General features: G+C 71.1%; 19 protein-coding genes. 17 read left to right on the top strand and 2 right to left on the bottom strand.

From position 1 onward, the window contains the following. The first annotated feature begins 121 nt into the window (after window positions 1–121). The 3 genes from EJF31_RS05255 to EJF31_RS05245 all read left to right on the top strand — a co-directional run bounded on the left by EJF31_RS05255 (window position 122) and on the right by EJF31_RS05245 (window position 2,498). Window positions 122–517 carry a hypothetical protein gene (locus tag EJF31_RS05255; RefSeq protein WP_125036081.1) on the top strand — a complete coding sequence of 132 codons (396 nt, stop codon included), beginning with the start codon at window positions 122–124 and terminating at the stop codon, window positions 515–517. An 89-nt stretch (window positions 518–606) separates the two neighbouring features. Beyond that, window positions 607–1,857, top strand: a complete 1,251-nt coding sequence (locus EJF31_RS05250) for a sensor histidine kinase (RefSeq protein WP_125036080.1) — start codon at window positions 607–609, stop codon at window positions 1,855–1,857. Further along, window positions 1,854–2,498, top strand: a complete 645-nt coding sequence (locus EJF31_RS05245) for a response regulator transcription factor (RefSeq protein WP_125036079.1) — start codon at window positions 1,854–1,856, stop codon at window positions 2,496–2,498. The genes EJF31_RS05250 and EJF31_RS05245 overlap by 4 nt, the downstream gene beginning before the upstream one ends. Before the next feature lie 7 nt (window positions 2,499–2,505). Here the strand turns inward: EJF31_RS05245 and EJF31_RS05240 are convergent, their stop codons facing one another. Continuing rightward, the gene (locus EJF31_RS05240; RefSeq protein ID WP_125036078.1) at window positions 2,506–3,447 is read right to left on the bottom strand and encodes a PD-(D/E)XK nuclease family protein; all 942 of its coding nucleotides are present in this window, start codon (window positions 3,445–3,447) and stop codon (window positions 2,506–2,508) included. 84 nt (window positions 3,448–3,531) lie between these two features. Between EJF31_RS05240 and EJF31_RS05235 the strand changes: the two genes are divergently transcribed. The 3 genes from EJF31_RS05235 to arc all read left to right on the top strand — a co-directional run bounded on the left by EJF31_RS05235 (window position 3,532) and on the right by arc (window position 7,527). After that, window positions 3,532–4,686, top strand: a complete 1,155-nt coding sequence (locus EJF31_RS05235; protein ID WP_260430635.1) for a site-2 protease family protein — start codon at window positions 3,532–3,534, stop codon at window positions 4,684–4,686. 31 nt (window positions 4,687–4,717) lie between these two features. Further along, window positions 4,718–5,668, top strand: coding sequence for a tRNA (adenine-N1)-methyltransferase (locus EJF31_RS05230; RefSeq protein ID WP_125036077.1), 951 nt, complete (start codon window positions 4,718–4,720; stop codon window positions 5,666–5,668). Between the two features lie 104 nt (window positions 5,669–5,772). Beyond that, a complete protein-coding gene (arc, locus tag EJF31_RS05225) occupies window positions 5,773–7,527 on the top strand; it encodes a proteasome ATPase (protein WP_125036076.1) in 1,755 nt (584 codons plus the stop codon). 4 nt (window positions 7,528–7,531) lie between these two features. Here arc and EJF31_RS05220 read toward each other — a convergent pair whose 3' ends face one another. Continuing rightward, entirely contained in the window at window positions 7,532–8,155 is a 624-nt protein-coding gene (locus EJF31_RS05220; RefSeq protein WP_125036075.1) for a class I SAM-dependent methyltransferase, read from the bottom strand. 60 nt (window positions 8,156–8,215) lie between these two features. Here EJF31_RS05220 and dop point away from each other — a divergent pair, with 60 nt between their 5' ends. The 11 genes from dop to tatC all read left to right on the top strand — a co-directional run bounded on the left by dop (window position 8,216) and on the right by tatC (window position 18,507). After that, on the top strand, window positions 8,216–9,724 hold the full coding sequence (dop, locus tag EJF31_RS05215) for a depupylase/deamidase Dop (RefSeq protein WP_125036074.1): 1,509 nt from the start codon (window positions 8,216–8,218) through the stop codon (window positions 9,722–9,724). Between the two features lie 70 nt (window positions 9,725–9,794). After that, a complete protein-coding gene (locus EJF31_RS05210) occupies window positions 9,795–9,992 on the top strand; it encodes a ubiquitin-like protein Pup (RefSeq protein ID WP_125036073.1) in 198 nt (65 codons plus the stop codon). Further along, entirely contained in the window at window positions 9,989–10,834 is an 846-nt protein-coding gene (gene prcB / locus EJF31_RS05205; protein WP_125036072.1) for a proteasome subunit beta, read from the top strand. The genes EJF31_RS05210 and prcB overlap by 4 nt, the downstream gene beginning before the upstream one ends. A gap of 1 nt (window position 10,835) precedes the next feature. Beyond that, window positions 10,836–11,699: a proteasome subunit alpha gene (prcA, locus tag EJF31_RS05200; protein WP_125036071.1), complete on the top strand. Its 864-nt coding sequence runs from the start codon at window positions 10,836–10,838 to the stop codon at window positions 11,697–11,699. A 147-nt stretch (window positions 11,700–11,846) separates the two neighbouring features. Then, a complete protein-coding gene (locus EJF31_RS05195) occupies window positions 11,847–12,815 on the top strand; it encodes a hypothetical protein (RefSeq protein ID WP_125036070.1) in 969 nt (322 codons plus the stop codon). Window positions 12,816–12,909: 94 nt separating this feature from the next. Further along, a complete protein-coding gene (gene pafA / locus EJF31_RS05190; protein ID WP_125036069.1) occupies window positions 12,910–14,271 on the top strand; it encodes a Pup--protein ligase in 1,362 nt (453 codons plus the stop codon). A 72-nt stretch (window positions 14,272–14,343) separates the two neighbouring features. Further along, complete coding sequence (locus tag EJF31_RS05185; RefSeq protein ID WP_125036068.1) at window positions 14,344–15,306, top strand: FKBP-type peptidyl-prolyl cis-trans isomerase; 963 nt, start codon at window positions 14,344–14,346, stop codon at window positions 15,304–15,306. A 38-nt stretch (window positions 15,307–15,344) separates the two neighbouring features. Then, the gene (locus tag EJF31_RS05180) at window positions 15,345–16,316 is read left to right on the top strand and encodes a YafY family protein (RefSeq protein WP_125036067.1); all 972 of its coding nucleotides are present in this window, start codon (window positions 15,345–15,347) and stop codon (window positions 16,314–16,316) included. Further along, on the top strand, window positions 16,313–17,323 hold the full coding sequence (locus EJF31_RS05175) for a YafY family protein (protein WP_125036066.1): 1,011 nt from the start codon (window positions 16,313–16,315) through the stop codon (window positions 17,321–17,323). Before EJF31_RS05180 ends, EJF31_RS05175 begins: the two co-directional genes overlap by 4 nt. Window positions 17,324–17,354: 31 nt before the next feature. After that, window positions 17,355–17,633 carry a twin-arginine translocase TatA/TatE family subunit gene (tatA, locus tag EJF31_RS22470; RefSeq protein WP_125036065.1) on the top strand — a complete coding sequence of 93 codons (279 nt, stop codon included), beginning with the start codon at window positions 17,355–17,357 and terminating at the stop codon, window positions 17,631–17,633. A gap of 7 nt (window positions 17,634–17,640) precedes the next feature. Further along, complete coding sequence (tatC, locus tag EJF31_RS05165) at window positions 17,641–18,507, top strand: twin-arginine translocase subunit TatC (RefSeq protein WP_260430633.1); 867 nt, start codon at window positions 17,641–17,643, stop codon at window positions 18,505–18,507. The last annotated feature ends 2 nt before the right edge of the window (window positions 18,508–18,509 follow it).

Genomic DNA, 18,509 nt, shown 5'->3' with positions numbered 1-18,509 from the left:
ATTGGCCCTCGATGACTAGGCACGGGTGCTAGTACCACCGGACAATGGCGGTCCAGACCTCTTCAGGAGAGGATCGTGCCACTCGGGGGAACCCGCCTCCGCAACCAGGAGCTGGTTTCGCATGCATATCCGACGCAGTCCCGCCATCGTGCTCAGCCTCGTGCTGAGTGCAGCGGCCCTCTCCATCGCGCCTGGCGCGGTGGCGAGTGATGGCGGGACTGCGAAGGACGTGGACTCCTGCAGCGGCCCGAGCACCTACAAGCTCAAGGTCACGCCCGACGACGACGGCCACCTCCAGGTGGTCGGGGTCGTGTGGAGCGACGACAACGACGTCTGGTCGTGGCGGCTCAAGCACAACGGCGACGTCTCCTACACCGGCGACGTGAAGGCCAAGGACGCCGATCTCTCCTTCCGCGTCGTGCGCACGATGGTGGACCTGGCTGGTCCCGACACGGTCGTGTTCCGCGCCGAGAACGACGACACCGGCGAGGTCTGCCGCGGCGAGGTCGACCTCTGACGGAGGCCGACCCGGCCTATCCTGTGCACTCCCGCGTCAGGAAGGCCGTCCGTGTCCCGCCTCGCTCGTCCCCTGCCCGGGCTGGGCCGATGAGATACCTGCGCAGCCCGGTCACCGTGTTCCTCGTGGTCGGCGTGCTCACCTTCGTCGCGATCGTGCTCGGCACGCAGAACCTCGCCGCACGGGCCGCGACCGACGAGGCGATCGCCGAGGCCACCCGGACCACGCCCCTGCTGGGCCAGTTCGTGCAGCGCCTCAAGATCCCGCGGTCACTGATCAACCTGAAGCCGGGAGCCATCGACCGCTTCGACAAGGTGGCCCGGCAGCGGGTGCGCGGCGTCGAGGGGTTCGACACCCTCAGCGTCCGACGCGGCGACGGCAGCGTCATCTACTCGACCAACGCGCGCCTGATCGGCCTGGGCGAGCCCCTCGACGACGACCGCCGGGCCACCCTCGCCTCGGCCCGCACCAGCTTCCAGCTCCGCGAGAGCGAGCACCTCGTCGAGACCTACACCCGAATCCGGGCCGCCGACGGGACCCCACTGCTGCTCGAGGTGAGCTACCCGCTCACCGACGTCGAGTCCCGCAGCCAGGAGATCTTCTCCTCCTTCCGCCTCGTGACCATCGGGCCGCTCCTGCTGCTCGTCATCATCGTGACCCTGATGTTGAGCCTGCTGACGCGCCGGCTCACCCGCGCCGGCCACGAGCGCGAACGGCTGCTGCAGGTCGCCATCGACGCCTCCGACGCCGAGCGCCGCCGGATCGCCCGCGACCTGCACGACGGCGTGGTGCAGGACCTGGCGGGGACCGCCTTCTCGATCTCCGCCCTCGAGCGCGAGCCCGGCACCCCCCACGAGGCCCGCTCCACGCTCGCGATGGCGGGCAGCTCGCTGCGCGACGGCCTCAAGGCCCTCCGGTCCCTGCTGGCTGAGATCCACCCACCCGACCTGCACCCCGAGGGGCTCGCGGCCGCCCTCGCGGACCTGACTGCCCCCGCGGCGACGGCCGACATCGCGGCCTCGGTCTCGGTGGAGGGCGCCGAGTTCGCCTCCGTGCCGCAGACCGCCGCGCTGTGGCGGGTGGCCCAGGAGGCGGTGCGCAATGCGATCCGCCACTCGCAGGCCTCCACGCTGGCCGTCACCGTGCGTGGCGACGCGCGCCAGGTCTCCCTCGAGGTCGTCGACGACGGGGTCGGCTTCGACGTCGACGCCCCCCGCGAGGAGGGGCACTTCGGCCTCCGGGGGCTGCGCAGCCTGGTCCGGGACAGCGGCGGCCGGATGGAGGTGCGATCCTCTCCGGGTGAGGGGACCACGGTGCACATGGAGATGGACGTCCGATGACGCGCGCTGAGGCCGCGCCGATCCGCGTCGTCCTGGTCGACGACCACGCGGTGATCCGGGCCGGGCTGGAGCAGCTGCTCAGCGGCACGGCCGACATCGAGGTGGTCGGGCACGCCGAGAACGGCGCCCAAGCGCTCGAGGCCGCACGCCGGCTGCGCCCCGACGTGGTGCTCATGGACCTGCAGATGCCCGAGGTCGACGGGGTGAGCGCCACGCGCACGATCGTGGCCGAGAAGCTCGGCGTCGACGTGCTCGTGCTGACGTCCTACTCCGACTCCGAGCGGATCCTCGCCGCCCTCGACGCCGGCGCCGTGGGCTACCTCCTCAAGGACGCCGATCCCGACGACGTGCTCGACGGCATCCGGGCGGTGAGCCGGGGCGAGTCCCCGATCCACCCGCGCGCCGCCCGCACCCTCCTGGGCATCCGGGCCGGCTCCCGCGACGTGCAGCTGACCACCCGCGAGACGGAGGTGCTGCGGCTGGTCCGTGAGGGCCTGGCCAACAAGCAGATCGGCCGGCGGCTGGACATCAGCGAGCGCACCGTCAAGGCGCACCTCACCTCCGCCTTCGCCCGCATCGGTGTCGCCGACCGGACCCAGGCCGCGCTCTGGGTCGAGCGCAACGGCCTCGGGGACGACTGACGGGTCGCTAGCCCGTCGGCCCTCCGGCCAGCTGCTCGGTGAGCGGGTCGTCGAGCGGCTCGGCCAGCGTGAGCGGCTGGCGCTCGGGCAGCGGCGGGGGAGTGCCGCCCCAGGCCGGGCAGACGGCCCGGTGGCTGCACCAGTCGCACAGCCGCCCGCGGTTGGGACGCCAGTCGCCGGACTCCTCGGCCCGCTGGATCGCGTGCCAGATCGCCTCGACCTTGCGCTCGGTCGCGAGCAGGTCGGCCTCGTCGGGGACGTGGCGGAGGATCTCGCCGTTGCCGAGGTAGACCAGCTGGAGCATCGCCGGGACCACCCCGCGGGTGCGCCACAGCACCAGGGCGTAGAACTTCATCTGGAACAGCGCCTTGGCCTCGAACATCTCGCCCGGCGAGCGCCCGGTCTTGTAGTCGACCACCCGGATCGCGCCGTCGGGCGCGACGTCGATGCGGTCGACGAACCCGCGCAGCAGGAGCTTGGACTCCAGCAAGGTCTCGACGTAGAGCTCGCGCTCGGCGGGCTCGAGGCGACGCGGGTCCTCCATGGTGAAGTAGCGGTCGAGCACCTCCCGGCACGACGTCAGCCAGGCGCCCAGCTCGGGCACGCCCGTGTGGCCACGCGCGGGCGGGACGAACATCTCGGCGATCTCCGGCTCCTCCTCCAGCAGCCGATCCCACGCCGGGCCCAGCATGTCGCGGGCCTGCTCGGGCGTGCGCTGCTCGGCGGGGAGGTCGAAGAGGTCCTCGAGCACCTTGTGGACGACCGTGCCGCGCACGGCGTCGGGGGAGAAGGGCTCCGGCAGGTGGTCGATCGTGCGGAAGCGGTAGAGCAGCGGGCAGGTCATGAAGTCGCCGGCGCGGCTCGGGGACAGCGCTCCGAGGACGTCGACGCCGTCGACGGGCGTCGACACCCGCTCGGCGGGGGACGCGGGACGCTGCACCTCACTCATGCGGGCCACCCTAGGTGAGGCCACGGACACTCGCCCCGGACACGCGCCCCGGTCGTGCAGGGACCGGTCGGATAGCCTCGAGGTGTGCCTGATGACCGCTCCGGTGATGCCCCCGCGCCACCCCGCCGACCCCCGGGGACCTTCAAGGTCGGCACGATTGCGGGCAGCGACGTCCTCGTGACCTCGTCGTGGTTCCTCGTCGCCGGCCTGATCGCCATCATCATGGCTCCGCGGGTCGAGCAGGTCTCGCCCGGCCTCGGCCCCCTGAAGTACGTCGCCGGGCTGGCCTTCGCGGTCGTGCTCTACCTCTCGGTGCTGCTCCACGAGGCGTCGCACGCGCTCATGGCGCGGCGCTACGGCTTCCCGGTCACCTCGATCACCCTGCACTTCCTCGGCGGCATGACCGCGATCGAGGGCGAGGCCCGCAAGCCGCGCCAGGAGTTCTGGATCGCCGTCGTCGGCCCGCTGACCTCCCTCGCGGTCGGCGGCCTGGCCCTGGGCCTGTGGTTCCTGACCCCCGACGGGCTGCTGCTGATGGCCGTCGAGGGGCTGGCCGGGGCCAACCTGCTCGTCGGCGTCCTCAACCTGGTCCCGGGCCTGCCGCTCGACGGCGGCCGCGTGCTGAAGTCGATCGTGTGGGGCGTGACCGGCAACGTCCACCGCGGCACGATCGTCGCCGGGTGGGGCGGCCGGATCACCGCCGTCGCCGTGCTGGCCTGGCCGCTGGCCCAGGAGGCGATCTTCGGCACCCGCCCCGACGTCCTCGACTTCGTGCTCGCCTTCGTCGTCGCGATGTTCCTGTGGTCCGGGTCCACCGCGGCCATGGCCTCGGCCCGGCTGCGGCGCCGCCTGCCCAGCCTGGTCGCCCGCGACCTGGCCCGCCGTACCCTCGCGGTGCCCGACGACCTGCCGCTGGCCGAGGCGGTGCGCCGTGCCCAGGAGGCCCACGCCGGATCCATCGTCACCGTCACGGGCAGCGGTCACCCGGTGGGCGTGGTGAGCGAGGCCGCGCTGCTGGCCACCCCCGAGGACCGGCGCCCCTGGGTGGCCGTCTCCGCGGTGGCCCGCACCCTCGGCGAGGGCCTCAGCCTCCCCGCCACGATCACCGGCGAGGACCTCGTCCTTGCGATCAGCCGGGCCCCGGCCGAGGAGTACCTCCTCCTCGAGGAGGACGGCAGCATCTACGGCGTGCTCTCGACCGCCGACGTGGACCGCGCCTTCCGCGCCTCCGGTCGCTGACCGACCGGAGCGATGTCCTAGGGTTCGGCGCATGTCCGAGACCCCTGACCAGCCCGTGAACGACATCCCGCAGGAGGCCTGGTCGGGCGTGCACCGCGGCCCGCTGCGGGCCGGGGAGTGGGTGCGGCTCCTGGACAGCAAGGGCCGTCGGCACAACATCGCCCTCGAGCCCGGCAAGCGCTTCTTCTCCAACCGCGGCCACTTCGAGCACGACGAGCTCATCGGCCGCGAGGAGGGCTTCACGGTCACGTCCTCGGCCGGCGGTGAGTACCTCGTCTTCCGGCCGCTGCTCTCGGAGTTCGTCGTCTCGATGCCGCGCGGCGCGGCCGTGGTCTACCCCAAGGACTCCGCCCAGATCATCGCGATGGCCGACATCTTCCCCGGCGCCCACGTCGTCGAGGCCGGCGTCGGCTCGGGCGCCCTGACCTGCTCGCTGCTGCGGGCCGTCGGGCCGCACGGCAAGGTCACGTCGTACGAGCGCCGCGAGGAGTTCGCGGACGTCGCCCGCCAGAACGTCACCCAGTTCTTCGGCGGCGAGCACCCCGCCTGGGAGCTGCGCCTGGGCGACCTGGCCGAGGAGCTGCCGGCCTCGGGGGACCAGGCCGACCGCATCATCCTCGACATGCTCGCACCGTGGGACTGCCTCGACGCCGCGGCCGACGCACTCCGTCCCGGCGGCATCGTCTGCGCGTACGTCGCCACCACGACCCAGCTGTCCCGCTTCTGCGAGACGGTGCGCGTGCACGGCGGCTTCACCGAGCCGCAGCCGTGGGAGTCGATGGTCCGCGACTGGCACGTGGAGGGTCTCGCGGTCCGCCCGGGCCACAAGATGATCGGGCACACCGCGTTCCTCGTGACCGCGCGCCGGATGGCGCCGGGCGAGCGGCCACCGCTGAAGAAGCGCCGTCCGGCGCCGGGCGCCTACGGACCGGACTACACCGGTCCGCGCCCCCCGGGGGTCCCGGAGGACGCCGCGGAGTGACCCGGAGTGACCACTCCTGGCCCAAATCGTGACCAACACCGCGGGTTATCCCCTTCCTCTGGGGGCCTACGCGGGTAGGGTCAACTGCACAGGAGGTGACGCTGATGTCCACATCAGAAGGCGTTTCCAGCGCGGGTGGTCGCAGCCCGGACGAGCTCGAGAACCAGCTGCGCTTCCTCGAGGCTGAGGTCACCGATCTCCGCCGCCGGTTGAGCGACGCGCCGTCCCACTCGCGCAGCCTCGAGCTGCGCCTGGCCGACACCCAGCGCTCGCTCGCGGGCGTCACGTCGCAGAACGAGCGGCTCGCCCAGACGCTCCGCGAGGCCCGCGACCAGATCATGAAGCTCAAGGAGGAGGTCGACCGGCTCGCCCAGCCGCCGGCCGGCTTCGGCACGTTCCTGGCCCGCAACGAGGACGACTCGATCGACGTCTTCACCGGCGGCCGCAAGCTCCGCGTCAACGTCAGCCCCTCGGTGGACCTCGACGACCTCCAGCGTGGCCAGGAGGTCATGCTCAACGAGGCGCTCAACGTCGTCGCCGCGCTCGAGTTCGAGCAGGTCGGCGAGGTCGTGATGTTCAAGGAGCTGCTCGAGGACGGCGACCGCGCCCTGGTCATCGCCAACGCCGACGAGGAGCGCGTCGTGCGCCTCGCCGAGCCGCTGCACGCCCAGACCCTGCGCGCCGGCGACTCGCTGCTGCTCGACTCGCGCGCGGGCTACGTGTACGAGAAGGTCCCGAAGTCCGAGGTCGAGGAGCTCGTCCTCGAAGAGGTCCCGGACATCGACTACTCCGCCATCGGCGGCCTGATCAACCAGATCGAGCAGATCCGCGACGCCGTGGAGCTGCCCTACCTGCACCCCGAGCTGTTCAAGGAGCACGAGCTCAAGCCGCCCAAGGGCGTGCTGCTCTACGGCCCTCCCGGCTGCGGCAAGACGCTGATCGCCAAGGCGGTCGCCAACAGCCTGGCCAAGAAGGTCGCGGCCAAGACCGGCCAGGAGGGGAAGTCCTACTTCCTCAACATCAAGGGCCCCGAGCTGCTCAACAAGTACGTCGGCGAGACCGAGCGGCACATCCGCCTGGTCTTCCAGCGGGCCCGTGAGAAGGCCAGCGAGGGCACCCCGGTCATCGTGTTCTTCGACGAGATGGACTCGCTGTTCCGCACCCGCGGCTCGGGCGTCTCCTCCGACGTCGAGAACACCATCGTTCCCCAGCTGCTCAGCGAGATCGACGGCGTCGAGCTGCTCGAGAACGTCCTGGTCATCGGCGCCTCCAACCGCGAGGACATGATCGACCCTGCCATCCTGCGCCCCGGCCGCCTCGACGTGAAGATCAAGATCGAGCGCCCCGACGCCGAGTCGGCGCGCGACATCTTCTCCAAGTACCTGACCGCCACGCTGCCCCTGCACACCGACGACCTCGCGGAGTTCGGCAACGACCGGGCCGCCTGCGTGGCCGGGATGATCCGGGCGGCGGTCGAGCGGATGTACACCGAGTCCGAGGAGAACCGCTTCCTCGAGGTCACCTACGCCAACGGCGACAAGGAAGTCCTCTACTTCAAGGACTTCAACTCCGGCGCGATGATCCAGAACATCGTCGACCGGGCCAAGAAGATGGCGATCAAGGACCTCCTCGACCACGACCAGAAGGGGCTGCGCGTCCAGCACCTCCTCCAGGCCTGCGTCGACGAGTTCAAGGAGAACGAGGACCTCCCCAACACCACCAACCCCGACGACTGGGCCCGCATCTCCGGCAAGAAGGGCGAGCGGATCGTCTTCATCCGCACGCTCATCACCGGCAAGCAGGGCACCGAGCCGGGCCGGTCCATCGACACGGTGTCCAACACCGGTCAGTACCTCTGACCGGTCAGGCCCGCGCCGCCCGGCCCACGTAGACGTAGCCGAAGGGCCTGCTCGGCGCAGGCCCCGGCAGGTACGTCGTGCGCAGGGCGGTCACCTCGAAGCCCGCCTCGGTCACGAGCGCGGGGATGTCACGGGTCAGGTGGCAGCCGTCGGCGACGCGGCGCTGGACCGGCTCGAGCCGGTGCTGCCAGCGGCGTACGCGCTCGTCGGGGGCCAGGCCGTGCTCGGCGAAGTGCAGGGTCCCGCCGGATCGCAGCACGCGGCGCACCTCGCGCAGCGCCTGGACCGGGTCGGGGATCGTGCACAGCGAGAACGTCGAGAGGGCGGAGTCGAAGCTCGCGTCGGCCGCGTCCAGCGCCTGGCCGTCGAGGCCGGACCGCTCGATCGGCACCCGGCTGCGCTCGCGTCGCCGCTCCGAGAGCCGCCACCCGGTGTCGGAGGGCTCGACGGCGGCGACCGCGGTCACCTCGGCGGGGTAGTGGTCGACGTTGTGGCCGGACCCGAAGCCGATCTCGAGCACCCGGCCCGTCAGCCCGGCGCACGCCTCGTCCCGGAAGGGACCGATCTCCTTCATGCCGCACGACTTCTCCACGATGCGGGGAACGACGTGCTCCGCCCAGATGCCCATGCCTCAGGATGCCCCCGCGAGGCGACGCCCGTCACTGGTGCCGACGCGTAGGCTCGCCGCATGAGTGTGCGTCGCGTCATGGGCACCGAGGTCGAGTACGGCATCTCGGTGGTCGGGCAGCCGTTGGCCAACCCGATGGTCGCCTCCTCGCAGGTCGTCAACGCCTATGCGTCGGCGACGGTGAAGGCCCGCCGCGCGCGCTGGGACTTCGAGGAGGAGTCACCGCTGCGCGACGCGCGCGGCTTCGACATGTCCCGCCAGGTCGCCGACCCCTCCCAGCTGACCGACGAGGACATGGGCCTGGCCAACGTCATCCTCACCAACGGCGCCCGGCTCTACGTCGACCACGCGCACCCCGAGTACTCCACGCCCGAGGTCACCACGCCCCTCGACATCGTGCGCTGGGACAAGGCGGGGGAGCAGGTGATGCTCGACGCGCAGCGCCGCGCCGGCCAGCTCCCCGGTGGCGCCCCGATCACGCTCTACAAGAACAACACCGACAACAAGGGAGCGTCGTACGGCGCCCACGAGAACTACCTGATGCGGCGCTCGACCCCCTTCGCCGACATCGTGCGGCACCTGACGCCGTTCTTCGTCAGCCGGCAGGTCGTGTGCGGAGCGGGACGGGTCGGCATCGGCCAGGACGGCCGCGAGCACGGCTACCAGATCAGCCAGCGCGCCGACTTCTTCGAGGTCGAGGTCGGCCTCGAGACGACGCTCAAGCGCCCGATCATCAACACCCGCGACGAGCCGCACGCCGACCCGGAGAAGTACCGCCGCCTGCACGTCATCATCGGCGACGCCAACCTGTCGGAGATCTCCACCTACCTCAAGGTCGGCACCACCGCGCTGGTGCTGGCGATGATCGAGGACCGGTTCCTCACCGGCGACCTGACCGTCGACGGCCCGGTCTCGGCGCTGCGCGCGGTGTCGCACGACCCGACCCTGCAGCAGACGATCAGCCTGCGCGACGGCCGCAAGCTCACGGCCGTGCAGCTCCAGCTGGAGTACCTCGACCTCGCCCGCAAGTACGTCGAGGACCGGCTCGGCAACGACGCCGACCCCCAGACGGTCGACGTGCTGGCCCGCTGGGAGTCGGTGCTCGGCCGGCTCGAGCGCGACCCGATGCTGTGCGCGACCGAGCTCGACTGGGTCGCCAAGCTCAAGCTGCTCGAGCAGTACCGCTCCCGCGACGGGCTGGCCTGGGACGACGCCAAGCTGCAGCTGATCGACTACCAGTACTCCGACATCCGGCCCGAGAAGGGCCTCTACCACCGGCTGGTGGGGATGGGCCGGATCGAGCGGCTGCTCGACGACCACGCGGTCGAGGTCGCCATGCACGACCCGCCGGAGGACACCCGGGCCTACTTCCGCGGGCGCTGCCTGGAGAAGTACGCCGAGCACGTCGCCGCCGCCTCCTGGGACTCGGTGATCTTCGACCTGCCCGGGCGCGAGTCGCTCCAGCGGGTGCCCACGATCGACCCGATGCGGGGCAGCAAGGCCCATGTCGGTGAGCTCCTGGACCGCTGCGACACCGCCGAGCAGCTGTTCGCCGCACTCACCCGCTGAAATTCCGCGTCGGTCCCGCACCGGGACACCACCGACTCGCTAGGGTCGTAGTGAGCCGAAGGAGAACGACATGGCACAGGAGCAGAAGCAACCCCGCAAGTCCTCGGAGACCGAGGACGCCACCCAGGCAGCTCCCGAGAGCGACGTGGCCGAGCGCAAGGAGTCGCTGGACGACGACGTCGACGCGATCCTCGACGAGATCGACGACGTCCTCGAGACCAACGCCGAGGACTTCGTGAAGTCGTTCATCCAGAAGGGTGGCCAGTGAGCCAGTCACCGCGCCTGCCCGCGGCGTACCTCGTCCCGGGCTCCTCGTCCTTCAGTGACTTCCTCTCCCAGCAGGCCCCCGACCTGCTCCCCGCACGGCGTACCCTCCCGCAGGGCCACGCCGGGGACCTCGCCCCGCACGGCACCACGATCGTGGCGGCGACGTTCCCCGGGGGCGTCGTCATGGCCGGTGACCGCCGGGCGACGATGGGCAACATCATCGCCCAGCGCGACATCGAGAAGGTCTTCCCGGCCGACGAGTTCTCCGCCGTCGGCATCGCCGGCACCGCGGGCCTCGCGGTCGAGATGGTGCGGCTGTTCCAGACCGAGCTCGAGCACTACGAGAAGATCGAGGGCAGCACGCTCTCGATGGACGGCAAGGCCAACCGGCTCGCGGCCCTGATCCGCGCCAACCTCGGCATGGCCATGCAGGGCCTGGCCGTCGTGCCGCTCTTCGCCGGCTACGACCTCAACCACTCCCAGGGGCGCATCTTCAGCTACGACGTCACCGGCGGTCGCTACGAGGAGACGGCCTTCCACTCGGTCGGCTCCGGCTCGCTCTTCGCCCGCGGCTCGCTGAAGAAGCTCTACCGCGACGACCTGACCGCCGACCTGACCGTCCAGGCCGTGATCGAGGCGCTGTACGACGCCGCCGACGACGACTCCGCGACCGGAGGCCCCGACATCACCCGCCGGATCTTCCCCGTCGTCCAGGTGATGACCGCCGACGGCGGACGCCGGATGCCCGACTCCGAGGTCGCCGAGATCGCCGACCGGGTCATCGCGGGCCGGATGACGCGCCCCGACGGCCCCGCCGCGTCGCTCGAGCAGGGAGGCCGCTGACATGAGCATGCCGTTCTACGTCTCGCCCGAGCAGCTCATGAAGGACCGCGCGGACTTCGCCCGCAAGGGCATCGCCCGGGGCCGGTCGGTCGTCGCCGTCCAGTACGCCGACGGCGTCCTCTTCGTCTCCGAGAACCCCTCCCAGGCGCTGCACAAGGTCTCGGAGATCTATGACCGGATCGCGTTCGCCGCGGTGGGTCGCTACAACGAGTTCGAGAACCTCCGGATCGCCGGCGTACGCCTGGCCGACATGCGCGGCTACGCCTACGACCGCCGCGACGTGACGGGACGCGGGCTGGCCAACGCCTACGCCCAGACGCTCGGCACGATCTTCTCCTCGGGTGGGGAGAAGCCCTACGAGGTGGAGATCTTCGTGGCCGAGATCGGCGACACCGCCGCCGCCGACCAGATCTACCGGCTCACCTACGACGGCCAGGTGGCCGACGAGCACGGCTACGCCGTCATGGGTGGCGCCGCCGACACCGTCGCCTCCCACCTCGAGAAGAGCTACGCCGAGGGCTCCGACCTGGCCTCCGCGCTGGCCCTCGCCGTCGGCGCCCTGGGCCACTCCGACGCCGGCGACCGCGTCATCCCGACCGAGGACCTCGAGGTCGCCGTCCTCGACCGGACCCGCATCCAGCCGCGCAAGTTCTCCCGGCTCTCGCCGGCCCGCCTCGACGTGCTCCTCGGCGAGCGGGGCCCCGCCGAGCACGCCCCCGCCGAGCCGGCCGACACCGACCCCGGCCCGGCCTCGTCCGCGCCCACCCCCGACGACCCCGCCGACCCCACCGACACCTCCAGCGGCGGCGTCGCCCCCCTCGAGGACCCCACCACCGGCGAGCCCCCCACCGCCCCACCCCTCTGACCGCCGGGCCTCGGGGGCCTGCCGTTTGGTCCCCAACGGCACGTTTCGCGGCCGAATTGATGCCGTTGGTGACCAAACGGCACGTCGGTCGTCCACAGATTGCTTCGCGGCGGTTTCCACGATCCGGTGGCGCAGCAGGCTTCCCACATGACCACAAGACGGCCGCCCGCGATCCTGCGCGGCAACATCCGACTGACGGGCTTTCAACGCATCAGTCACGGGGCCTTCCGTGAGGTGGTGGAGGGCCTCGAACCGTTCGATGAGTTCCTTCTCGACCTGAAGGTGTGGCAGCTGGTCCTGCCGGCGGGCGCAGCTTTCACCCACCTGACCGCTGCCGCGCTGCTCGGATGGCACACGCCGACCCTCCCCGAGCACCTTCCGGTCTTCGCCGTGGTCGGGCAGGGTGATCCGCGACCTCGCCGGCCGGGTCTTCTCTGCTCGCGGGTCCTGCGGCCCGCACCGCCGCGCCTGGTGCACGGTCTTCCGGTGGAGCCGGTGGACCAGATCCTGCTGCGGCTCGCGCGGGACCTCGGCCACCTCGACCTCGTCGTGATCATCGACTCGGCGCGCCGCCTGGGGCACATCACACCCGCAGCGATGGCTCGCGTCCTGAACAGCAGGCGACCCGGCGTACGCAACCTGCGCGCTGCGTGGGAGGCCTCGACCGCCAAGTCCCAGTCCGCAGGCGAGACCGTCCTGCGCCTGTTCGACGAGTGCATGGAAGTGCCAGTCGAGCCGCAAGCCCTTCTCCACGACGAGGCCGGCAACGTGGTCGGTCAGGCTGACCTGCTGGTCGTCGGGACCAAACAGCTGCACGAGTACGACGGCGCGGTCCATCGGCGCAAGGACCAACACCGTGTCGACCTGCGCCGAGAACGCGGGCTCGCACGTGCCGGGTACCAACGGCGCGGATTCACCCTCGACGACCTGCTCAACCATCCCGCGGTGACCATGCACGAGGTCGACCGGGACCTGGAGCGTGGCCATGTGATGGCGCGACTGCGTGCCTGGCGGGCCCTGGTCGACAACTCGCTCTACTCCGAACCCGGACGTCGACGCCTGGTTCAGCGCTGGAACAGACAGATGGGTGTCACCGATTGGTCACGAACAGCATGACCGGGGCCCGTTTTCCTGCCGTTGGGGACCAAACGGCAATGACCGAGTCCCCGAAGTAGCCGGACGCCAGCCATCCGGCCACTACTCTGGGTGGGTGGACCGGCGCATCTTCGGCATCGAGAACGAGTACGGCGTGACCTGCACGTTCAAGGGCCAGCGCCGCCTGAGTCCCGACGAGGTGGCTCGCTACCTCTTCCGGAAGGTCGTCAGCTGGGGGCGGAGCAGCAACGTCTTCCTCCGCAACGGCGCGCGGCTCTACCTCGACGTGGGCAGCCACCCCGAGTACGCCACGCCCGAGTGCGACGACGTGGTCGAGCTGGTGACGCACGACAAGGCGGGGGAGCGGGTGCTCGAGGGGCTGCTGCTCGACGCCGAGCAGCGGCTGCACGACGAGGGCATCCAGGGCGAGATCTACCTCTTCAAGAACAACACCGACTCGGCCGGCAACTCCTACGGCTGCCACGAGAACTACCTCGTCGGTCGGGCGGGGGAGTTCTCCCGACTCGCGGACGTGCTGATCCCGTTCCTCGTGACCCGCCAGATCATCGTGGGCGCCGGCAAGGTGACGCAGACCCCGCGGGGCGCGAGCTACTCCGTCAGCCAGCGCGCCGAGCACATCTGGGAGGGCGTCTCCAGCGCCACGACCCGCAGCCGGCCGATCATCAACACCCGCGACGAGCCGCACGCCGACGCCGAGAAGTACCGCCGCCTCCACGTCATCGTCGGCGACTCCAACATGAGCGAGACCACCACGATGCTCAAGGTCGCCAGCTGCGACCTGGTCCTCCGGATGATCGAGGAGGGCGTGGTGATGCGCGACCTCACCATGGAGAACCCCATCCGCGCGATCCGCGAGATCTCCCACGACGTCACCGGCCGGCGCAAGGTGCGCCTGGCCAACGGCCGGGAGGCGAGCGCGCTCGACATCCAGGCCGAGTACCTCGCCAAGGCCCGCGACTTCGTGGACCGCCGCGAGATCAGCACTCCGGTCATCGAGCAGGCGCTCGACCTGTGGGAGCGCGGCCTCAAGGCCGTGGAGTCCGACGACCTCGGCCTGGTCGACCGCGAGATCGACTGGGTCATCAAGTGGAAGCTGATCGACCGCTACCGCGCCAAGCACGGCCTGCCGATGGGCCACCCGCGGGTCGCCCAGCTCGACCTCGCCTACCACGACATCCACCGCGGCCGCGGCCTCTACTACCTCCTGGAGAAGCGCGGCGCCGTCGCCCGGGTCACCACCGACCTGAAGATCTTCGAGGCCAAGTCCGTGCCGCCGCAGACCACCCGGGCCCGCCTCCGCGGGGAGTTCATCCGCAAGGCCCAGGAGCGCCGGCGCGACTTCACCGTCGACTGGGTGCACCTCAAGCTCAACGACCAGGCGCAGCGCACGGTCCTCTGCAAGGACCCCTTCCGCGCCCACGACGAGCGGGTGCAGCGCCTGATCGACGGCATGTAGCCGGTCATCAGAAGCCTTTCAGGTACGCCGGATAGGGTGTGCGCGTTCTGCTCCCGTCCGAAGGTGAACCCTGTGTCCCGACGTTTCCGTCGCCTCCCGCTCGCCCTGCTCCCGCTCGTGCTCGTCGCCGCCCTCAGCGGCTGCGGCAGCGACAACGGGTCCTCGTCCGACTCCGGCTCCCAGGCCCTCGACGCAGTCTCCATCTCCGGCGACTTCGGCAGCGAGCCGACGGTCGACTGGAAGGGGCAGATGACCGCCGACACGGTCGAGAACACCACGATCACCAAGGGCGACGGCGCGACCGTCGCCGACGGTGACACGGTCACCACCAACATCTGGATCGGCAACGGCTTCACCCAGAAGAAGGCGTTCAGCACCTACGACGCCAAGCAGCCGCAGGACCTCACGATCGACAGCCAGAAGGTCAGCCCGGTCTTCGTCGACGCCATCAAGGGCGCCACGATCGGCTCGCGGATCGCGGTCACCGCCCCGGCCGACAAGGCGTTCGGCGCCAGCGGCAACACCCAGCTCGGCATCGGCAACAAGGACTCCGTCCTGATCATCATCGACCTGATGAGCGAGCCCACCCCGCCGCTCGACGCCCCCAAGGGCGCCGCCAAGCCGTCGCCGGCCTGGGCCCCGAAGCTGGTCCAGAAGGACGGCGCGGTCACCTCGCTCGACTTCTCCAAGGCCCCCAAGCCGGACGGCAAGCTCCACTCGGCTGCCCTCATCCAGGGCACCGGTGCGGTCGTGAAGAAGGGCCAGACGATCACGGTCAACTACCTCGGCCAGGTCTACGGCGGCAAGAAGCCCTTCGACGAGTCCTACAGCAAGGGCGCGCCGGTCTCGTTCGGCATCGGCTCCGGCCAGGTCATCCCGGGCTGGGACAAGACGCTCGTCGGCGCCAAGATCGGCAGCCGGATGATCCTCGCGATCCCGCCGGCCGACGGCTACGGCAAGGCCGGCCAGCCCTCCGCCGGGATCAAGGGCACCGACACGCTCTACTTCGTCGTCGACATCCTCGGCGCGAGCTGACGGCGTAGTAGACAGGGGCACGTGGACGGGGGAGTGGCATGACGGTGCGGAAGTCCGAGCGACTGCTCAACCTGCTGATCATGCTGCTCGTCCAGCGCACCTACGTCTCCAAGGAGCGGATCCGCGGGATCCTCTACCCGGACTCCACCACCGACGCGTTCGAGAAGATGTTCGAGCGCGACAAGGAGGAGCTCCGCAGCCTCGGGGTGCCGATCGAGGTCGGCAACATGGACGCCTTCTTCGACGACGAGCCCGGCTACCGGATCCGTCCCGACGAGTTCGCCCTGCCGGAGATCAACCTCGAGGCCGACGAGGCGGCGGTCATCGGCCTGGCCACGCGGGTGTGGGAGCACGCCCGCCTGGCCGAGGCCACGACCGAGGCCGTGCGCAAGCTGACGGCGCTCGGCGTGCCCCTCGACGTGTCCGCGCTCGACATCGCCCAGCCCCGCCTGACCGCCGACGAGCCGGCGTTCGACGTGTTCTGGGAGGCCACCCAGGAGCGCACCCCCGTCGAGTTCGAGTACCGCCGCTCGGGGCAGCCCACCGCCACCACGCGCCACCTGCAGCCGTGGGGGGTCGTGCGCTACTCCGGACGCTGGTACGCCGTCGGCCTGGACACCGACCGCGGCGAGGAGCGCGTCTTCCGGCTCTCCCGCGTCGAGGGCGCCGCGCGCAAGACCGGCGAGCCTGCGTCGTACGACGTCCCCGCCGGCACCGACCTGCGCGAGACCGCCCGCCGGCTCGCGCCCGCCCCGACCACCGAGCGGGCGGTCGTCCTGGTCCGCGCCGGCGCCGGTCTGGCGCTGCGCCGCGTCGCCGAGAGCGTCGAGACGGGCGTCGACGGCCCCGACACGGGCACGGCCTGGGACCGGCTCGTCGTGGTCCGCAACGGTCAGGGACTCGCCGACGAGATCCTGGGCCACGGCGCCGACGTCCTCGTCGAGGAGCCGGCCACCCTGCGCGACGAGGTCGTGGCGCGGCTGACCGCGGCGGTCGGGGGAGCGGCATGACCACCGCCCGACCCGCACCCAGCGGCGCCAAGGACCAGGTCGCCCGGCTCCTCACCCTGGTGCCGTTCCTGCACGCCCGCGGCCAGGTCCGCCTCGACGACGCGGCCGCGGCGCTCGGCGTGCCCGCCGACCAGCTGGTCAAGGACCTCAAGGTCCTCCTCATGTGCGGCCTGCCGGGCGGCTACCCCGACGACCTGATCGACGTCGACCTCGACGCCCTCGAGGGCCCCGAGGCCGACGGCGTCATCCGCGTCTCCAACGCCGACTACCTCGCCCGACCCCTGCGGCTGACCCCCACCGAGGCGACCGCGATCATCGTGGCCCTGCGGGCGCTGCGCAACGGCGCTACCGACGAGACCCGGGTCGTGGTGGACCGCGCGCTGGCGAAGCTCGAGGCCGCCGCCGCCGAGGGCACCGCCGCGCCGCGGATCGACCCCGGCGACGAGCCGGTCGAGGCCGACCTGTCGCGCCTCGAGGCCCGACTCCGCGACGCCGCGCGGCGCCAGCGCCAGGTCCGGCTGACCTACTTCGTGCCGTCCCGCGACGAGGAGTCCGAGCGCACCGTCGACCCTCGCGGCGTCGTGACCGCCAACGGCTTCGCCTACCTCGACGCGTGGTGCCACAGCGCCGAGGCGCCACGGCTGTTCCGGCTCGACCGGATCCACGAGGCGGAGGTCCTCGACACCGCGATCGAGACCCCTCCGGAGGCCCCGCGCGACCTCGGCGACGGCCTCTTCGCCCAGTCGTCCGAGACCACCCGGGTCCGGCTGCTCCTCGAGCCGGCCGCCCGCTGGGTCGTCGAGTACTACCCCGTCGAGTCGGTCCGCCAGCGCGCCCGTGGCCGTCTCGAGGTCGCGCTCCAGGTCGCCGACGAGCGCTGGCTCCAGCGCCTGCTGCTCCGGCTGGCCCCCCACGCCCGGGTGATCAGCCCCCCGGAGCTCACCACCACGTTCACCGACGCCGCACAGGCTGCCCTCAGCCTCTACAACCACCCCGGCGTAGGATGAAGACGTCCGTCTCCACCACGTGAGGACCCACATGAACTCGCTCGCCATCGCCGGCCTCGGGACCCCCGAGCTCCTGATCATCCTGGCCGTCGTGATCCTGCTCTTCGGGGCCTCCAAGCTCCCCGAGCTCGCTCGCGGCAGCGGCCGTGCGCTGCGGATCTTCAAGGCCGAGACCAAGGGCCTGACCGATGACGACGACGACCTGAAGACGCCCGAGCAGCGCGCGCTCGACGCCCGCCAGGCCGAGCTCGACGCCGAGCGCGACCGCCTCGCGCGCGAGCAGCAGCACCGCGACGACACGACTGCCTGACCCCTCCGTGGCGTTCTCTGTCGGCGGTGTCGTGCGCCTGCTGCGCGGCGCACCGCAGCACCCCGTCGGCCCCGACGGCCGGATGGCGCTCTCGGACCACCTCCGCGAGCTCCGCGCCCGGCTGATCCGGTCGGCGCTGTTCCTGTTCGTCATCTTCTTCGTGGCGCTGTTCTTCTACGGCCAGCCCCACGGCGGCCTGCTCGAGCTCGTCCTGGGCCCCTACAACCAGGCCCGCGAGGCGCTGGACCAGAAGACCCAGACCACGGCGTACGTCGCGGGCGCCACCGGTCCGCTGATGCTGCAGCTCAAGCTGTGCGGCGTCGCGGCGATCGTGGTCTCCAGTCCCTACTGGCTCTACCAGATCTGGGGCTTCATCGTCCCCGGCCTGCACCCCAAGGAGCGGAAGTGGTCGCGGGTCTTCGCCGCGGTCGCCGGCCCGCTGTTCTTCGTGGGTGTCGCGACGGGCTACTACGTGCTCCCCAAGGGCCTCGAGGTGCTGATCGGGTTCACCCCGGCCCAGCTGCAGAACCTCGTCGAGTTCGGCGAGTACTTCTCCTTCCTGACCCGGATGCTGCTGGTCTTCGGCATCTCCTTCGAGATCCCGCTGTTCGTGATCATGCTCAACCTCGCCGGCGTCGTGTCCGGCAAGGCGATCGGGCGATACCGGCCCTGGATCATCCTCGGCACGTTCGTCTTCGCCGCCGTCGCCACGCCCTCCACCGACCCGTTCTCGATGCTGATGCTGGCCATCCCGATGCTGGTGCTCTTCCTCATCGCCGAGGTCGTGGCCCGCACCGTCGACCGCGCCAAGGTCCGCAAGCGGGCCGCCACCGGCACCGACCAGTGGGCCGACGACGAGATCTCGCCCCTGTGACC

The organism is Nocardioides sp. LS1 (genome assembly GCF_003865225.1).
In the GTDB taxonomy this organism is placed as follows: Bacteria; Actinomycetota; Actinomycetes; order Propionibacteriales; family Nocardioidaceae; genus Nocardioides; species Nocardioides ginsengisegetis.
Note: the sequence above shows the minus strand (reverse complement) of the source record. Positions and strands in the feature narration are given on the sequence as shown.

Excerpts from the sequence above, each read along its gene's own strand:
- EJF31_RS05255 (WP_125036081.1), top strand. The coding sequence starts at position 122 with ATGCATATCCGACGCAGTCCCGCCATCGTGCTCAGCCTCGTGCTGAGT.
- EJF31_RS05250 (WP_125036080.1), top strand. The coding sequence starts at position 607 with ATGAGATACCTGCGCAGCCCGGTCACCGTGTTCCTCGTGGTCGGCGTG.
- EJF31_RS05245 (WP_125036079.1), top strand. The coding sequence starts at position 1,854 with ATGACGCGCGCTGAGGCCGCGCCGATCCGCGTCGTCCTGGTCGACGAC.
- EJF31_RS05240 (WP_125036078.1), bottom strand. The coding sequence starts at position 3,447 with ATGAGTGAGGTGCAGCGTCCCGCGTCCCCCGCCGAGCGGGTGTCGACG.
- EJF31_RS05230 (WP_125036077.1), top strand. The coding sequence starts at position 4,718 with ATGTCCGAGACCCCTGACCAGCCCGTGAACGACATCCCGCAGGAGGCC.
- arc (WP_125036076.1), top strand. The coding sequence starts at position 5,773 with ATGTCCACATCAGAAGGCGTTTCCAGCGCGGGTGGTCGCAGCCCGGAC.
- EJF31_RS05220 (WP_125036075.1), bottom strand. The coding sequence starts at position 8,155 with ATGGGCATCTGGGCGGAGCACGTCGTTCCCCGCATCGTGGAGAAGTCG.
- dop (WP_125036074.1), top strand. The coding sequence starts at position 8,216 with ATGAGTGTGCGTCGCGTCATGGGCACCGAGGTCGAGTACGGCATCTCG.
- EJF31_RS05210 (WP_125036073.1), top strand. The coding sequence starts at position 9,795 with ATGGCACAGGAGCAGAAGCAACCCCGCAAGTCCTCGGAGACCGAGGAC.
- prcA (WP_125036071.1), top strand. The coding sequence starts at position 10,836 with ATGAGCATGCCGTTCTACGTCTCGCCCGAGCAGCTCATGAAGGACCGC.
- EJF31_RS05195 (WP_125036070.1), top strand. The coding sequence starts at position 11,847 with ATGACCACAAGACGGCCGCCCGCGATCCTGCGCGGCAACATCCGACTG.
- EJF31_RS05180 (WP_125036067.1), top strand. The coding sequence starts at position 15,345 with ATGACGGTGCGGAAGTCCGAGCGACTGCTCAACCTGCTGATCATGCTG.
- EJF31_RS05175 (WP_125036066.1), top strand. The coding sequence starts at position 16,313 with ATGACCACCGCCCGACCCGCACCCAGCGGCGCCAAGGACCAGGTCGCC.
- tatA (WP_125036065.1), top strand. The coding sequence starts at position 17,355 with ATGAACTCGCTCGCCATCGCCGGCCTCGGGACCCCCGAGCTCCTGATC.